Source organism: Bradyrhizobium rifense, from assembly GCF_008123425.1.
GTDB classification, from domain to species: Bacteria; Pseudomonadota; Alphaproteobacteria; order Rhizobiales; family Xanthobacteraceae; genus Bradyrhizobium; species Bradyrhizobium rifense.
In genome coordinates, this window is record NZ_VSSS01000064.1 from 1 (window position 1) to 4191 (window position 4191).

General features: G+C 60.1%; 4 protein-coding genes and 2 pseudogenes. 2 read left to right on the plus strand and 4 right to left on the minus strand.

What is annotated here, in order from left to right; all coding sequences use genetic code 11:
* On the minus strand, positions 1–210 hold a 210-nt coding region (locus FXB40_RS37515), incomplete at its 3' end, for a hypothetical protein (protein ID WP_148777311.1).
* Positions 211–704: 494 nt separating this feature from the next.
* On the opposite strand from FXB40_RS37515, the gene FXB40_RS37520 reads away from it, so the two are divergent.
* Positions 705–896, plus strand: a complete 192-nt coding sequence (locus tag FXB40_RS37520) for a CsbD family protein (protein WP_148777312.1) — start codon at positions 705–707, stop codon at positions 894–896.
* Positions 897–1193: 297 nt separating this feature from the next.
* On the opposite strand, the pseudogene FXB40_RS48365 reads toward FXB40_RS37520, so the two are convergent.
* Both FXB40_RS48365 and FXB40_RS49565 read right to left on the minus strand, forming a co-directional pair.
* Positions 1194–1481 (minus strand): annotated as a pseudogene (locus tag FXB40_RS48365) (VIT1/CCC1 transporter family protein); the annotation flags it as partial.
* Positions 1474–1678 (minus strand): annotated as a pseudogene (locus FXB40_RS49565) (hypothetical protein); the annotation flags it as partial. The pseudogenes FXB40_RS48365 and FXB40_RS49565, both read right to left, overlap by 8 nt.
* A 110-nt stretch (positions 1679–1788) precedes the next feature.
* Here FXB40_RS49565 and FXB40_RS48370 point away from each other — a divergent pair.
* Positions 1789–1980, plus strand: coding sequence for a hypothetical protein (locus tag FXB40_RS48370; RefSeq protein WP_187437422.1), 192 nt, complete (start codon positions 1789–1791; stop codon positions 1978–1980).
* On the opposite strand, the gene FXB40_RS37535 is transcribed toward FXB40_RS48370, so the two are convergent.
* A complete protein-coding gene (locus tag FXB40_RS37535) occupies positions 1938–3620 on the minus strand; it encodes a DNA polymerase/3'-5' exonuclease PolX (RefSeq protein ID WP_148777313.1) in 1683 nt (560 codons plus the stop codon). The genes FXB40_RS48370 and FXB40_RS37535 overlap by 43 nt on opposite strands.
* Positions 3621–4191: the final 571 nt, after the last annotated feature.

Below are 4191 nucleotides of genomic sequence, written 5' to 3' on the forward strand. Positions count from 1 at the left end.
TGCGAAGAAAATCGCGCTTACGAAGCTGTCGCAGGTGATCGCGAAAGCCGCCTTGGCTTTTTCGTCCTCAAAGCAAAAGCGCGTGCCGACGTCTGCGCGATCAGTCCACCAACCGATCTTGTTCTCCTTTGCAATACGGAAGGCTTCTCCCCGCAGAAGATCAAGCTGCCTTCCGGCGGCATGAACGATCAGGCAATTAACCTTGGTCATGAATGTGATCCTCAAAATGAACTTGGCGCTCAATTTGATTCCGAAGAAAAAAGAAGATCGTGTGGCGGATTGACCGTTCTCTAATTGGCGCCCGCAAAGTTCCTACCGCCTTTTGAAGCCGTCGGCATACGGGGAAGCCTTCGGCGGGGTGTTGTAAATCGAGCAAGGCGCGCCAGCGCCACCACCGTCACATTCGTGCGGCCTATCCTAGGGTTGACCAGGGTGGGGCTTCGCAGACCCACCCGATAGAGTAGGACCTTCCCACAAAGGTTGGCGACCTCGGCATTTCCTACTGAGGTCTTAACTGTCGGTTCGGCGCGCGGCTACTAACTTCCTGTCTACCCTTATGAACCGACATGTAGCTGCACTGCGTCAACGGAAGCGATGGGCCAAGTTCAGAAGTCTTCGTACGCGATGTCGGAGCTTGTCCTCCGAGGAACGACTGCGCCACTCCTTCGTTGGGCTGATCATCTGGACAGCAAAGGAACACGATCATGGACCGTGAACACGTGAAAGGCGCGGCGGACAAAGCCAAAGGCGCGATCAAAGAAGGTGCCGGTAAGCTTGCTGGCGACAAAGACATGGAGGCCGAGGGCAAGATGGATAAAGCCAAGGGAGCCGCCCACAACGCCGCAGGAGACATGAAGGATGTAGCGCGGGACGCCGCTGACGCGCTCAAAAAGTAAAAAGATGTAAGACCAGAACTAGCCGCCTCCGGGCGGCTAGTTCTTTTGGGAGACAGTAAACGATCCAAGCGTCGCCACCGCTCCCAGTATTCCAGCGATCTTCTTGTCCATGGATACTCCTTCGGTTCATGGGCGCCGGCATAAAGCCGGTAAGCCGCAACGCTACGGATTGCCGAATGTTCCCGATAGTTACTAGTAGATCGGTAGCGGCATCGTCGGCAGGCAATCGTTTTGAGAGACAGCTTCTTGCGTAAATCGAACGACACCTGCGGACCAGGTGACGATCCAAAACTGAGATCAACTGCTTCCGATCAGAACCCCGGTAGCGAGAACCAGTCCTCCGCCAAGCATGACCTTGGCTGCAGCGGAAATTGGAGGTGTTTCCATATAGCGCCACTGGATGTAGGCAATCGCTAGAAGCTCGATGACTACAACAACGGCTGCAATCGCTGTCGCGGTAAAAAAGCTAGGGATCAAATAGGGTAGCGTGTGGCCGATGCCGCCTGCGATTGTCATGAGGCCACAAACCAGCCCTCGCAAATAAGGCTTTCCTCGTCCCGATAATTTTCCGTCGTCGGCCAAAGCCGAACGCGCCTAGGCGGTAATCGTCCCCCACCGACTGCTCAGTCGTCGGCCGTGCGATCAAAGTGAACGTCGCATCGGGATAGCGCGTCCACACCTCAATGTCCTCTGAAGTTACCGTCAAATATCCAAAAAGGCATCTATATGACCCGGCTCGGTTACCCGGCCGATTTTGTCCCAATGATCTTGTTGACCCGCATTGAACCGCCCCGGGTTTGCCGGAGGTTGTGTTTCGGCATGGAATATTGCAAGCCGAATGACAGTCCTGCCGGAGATTGGCTAGGCGTGGCTGGCGGCGGGCGAGATAGCGGTGCCGGACAAACGGGCCCGCGTGGGCGTCGCCTTCGACGCCATGGCCTTCCACCAGCACGATCCGGTCCTGCGGCGGTTTGCTGAAGTGGTGACCGCGATCGGCGGCGACCGCGACCACGGTGCCCTCCATCGAGAGCGCCTGCGGCATCAGGCCGCCCGGGCGACCGAGCGCCGCTTCTGGCGCAGGTAGCGCGTGATCTCCGGAAGAGCCATCGCGTTCAGGACCCGGTCGGCAGGGACACCGCCCTTCCGAGCCATCTCGACCCCCCAGTGCATGTGGTCGAGTTCGGGGATCGAGTGCGCGTCCGGATTGATGCTGAGCATGCAGCCCAACTCAAGGGCGGCCTGGTGCCAGCGCCAATCCAGATCTAGTCGCCATGGGTGGGCGTTGATCTCGACGACGACGTCATGCCTGGCGCAGGCCCGAAGCACCTTCTCGACGTCGATTTCGTAGCCAGGCCGCCGCTGTAGCTGCCGCCCGGTCATGTGGCCGATGATGGTGGTGTGAGGATTGGCAATGGCCCGAAGCAGGCGCTGCGTCTGAACCTTGCGATCCAGTTTGAAGCGACCGTGAATGCTGGCGACCACAAAATCGAAGCGCTCCAGCACCTCTTCTAGATAGTCGAGAGAGCCGTCGGCCAAGATGTCGGATTCGATGCCCTTGAGAATTCGGAAATCCTTACCGAAGCGCTTGTTCAGCCGGTCGGCTTCCCGGTGCTGCTGCGCGATCTCCTCGACCGAGAGACCGCCGGCATAGTGGGCGGACTTGGAATGGTCGGCCACCCCGAAATATTCGAAACCGCGCTGACGCGTAGCCTTGGCCATGGTCTCCAAGGTCTCGGTGCCGTCCGAGGCATCGGTGTGACAGTGAAGGATTCCGCGCAGGTCGTTGTCGGTGACCAGATTCGGCAGCTTGCCTTTCAAAGCCAGTTCGACCTCACCGCGCCCCTCCCGGAGTTCCGGATCGATGTACGGCAGACCGAGGGCGCAATAGATCTCGGCCTCATCGCCGGCGATCAGGGTGCGGCCCTTGTGCAAGCCGTCGGCTTCCAATCGCATTCCCTTCTCGCTGGCCAGCGCCTGAAGCTGGGCAACGTGAGCGGCAGAGCCAGTGGCGAAGAGAAGGGCGGCGCCGAACTGCTTATGGTCGGACAAGCGGATCTGCAATCCATTTGCGGCGGACGGCTTCGGGGTTTTGGCGACCTTGGGCGCTTCTGCAACGATCGTGAGGTCACCGACGAGTTCGCAGCCGCGGCGGAAGTCGCCTGCGACCGTTATGCGCTTGAGTTCGGGCCGTGCCTTGCGAAGCGAATCCTTGGCGTGGGCGAGCAGAGCGGCGGCACGGTGCAGGTGAAGGCGCCCTTCTCCGCTTTTCGCGATGGCCAGACTTTGCAGTATCTTGGTCTGCAGCGCCGCGCCAAGTCCCTTGGCCTTCTTGATGCGATCGTCCTTGGCCGCGGCCTCCAGCTCGGTGAGTGAGGCGATGCCGAGATCCTTGTAGAGACGCAGCACTTTCTCAGGGCGAAGACCGGGCACGGAAAGCATCTGGAGCACGCCCTCGGGGATCTCCTTCCGCAGCTTTTCAAGGCTCGGATGAGTGCCCGTCTTGTGAAGCTGGGTGATGATGTCGGCGATCGCCTCGCCGACGCCGGGGATTTCCATGAGCCGGTCTTCTGCGATTAGGACGTCAAGCGGGTCGACGAGGGCTGCCAAGCTGTCGGCGGCCCGAGAATAAGCTTTTGCCCGGTAGGGGTTGCCGCCACGCAACGCGGTCCGCTGTGCGTATTCTCGCAGGAGACTTGCGACAGTGCGGGCATCGAGGGAAGCCACTTAACGAGCCTCCCGTCCCACGCCCTGCCCACTCGCTGGATCAAAGCGATTTTGGACAGTCGGCCCGTCGTCCGCTCGATTGTCGATTGATCTCTCAAGCTTCTGGGCTGCCCTGAAGTCCTCAAGGTGCTGCGTGTTCGGGCTGTAAGCGGCCTCTTTCTTGAGGAGATTGTAGATCCGCCCGGCCAGCAGCTGCAGATGCTTCAACCTGCCATGCGGCACGGATCGGGCCTTGCACGGAGCTCGGACAGCGTACGCACGAAAGTAGTCGAAAGCGTTTGACATGATGTCGATAACGTCGACTCTCGCCTATAGTTCTCTTACCGGCGTCCGCCTTGGCGGCGAGCGTCCACGCGCCCGCTCAAAGGTCCTCGCGCAGCCCCGCGAGGCCCGCGCGATCGACGCCGACCGCTCGCGGCCATGGCACAAGCGCGGATGAAACTTTCCGTGCGGGCTCCTGGCAAGGAATCTGCTGGCGTAGGAACTATCCATTTTCCGAGCAGTCTTGCATTTTGCTGGCTCGCCGCCGAGCTGGCAGAGCGGCTCCGGCGTACCCCCGTCCCCAAGCCTG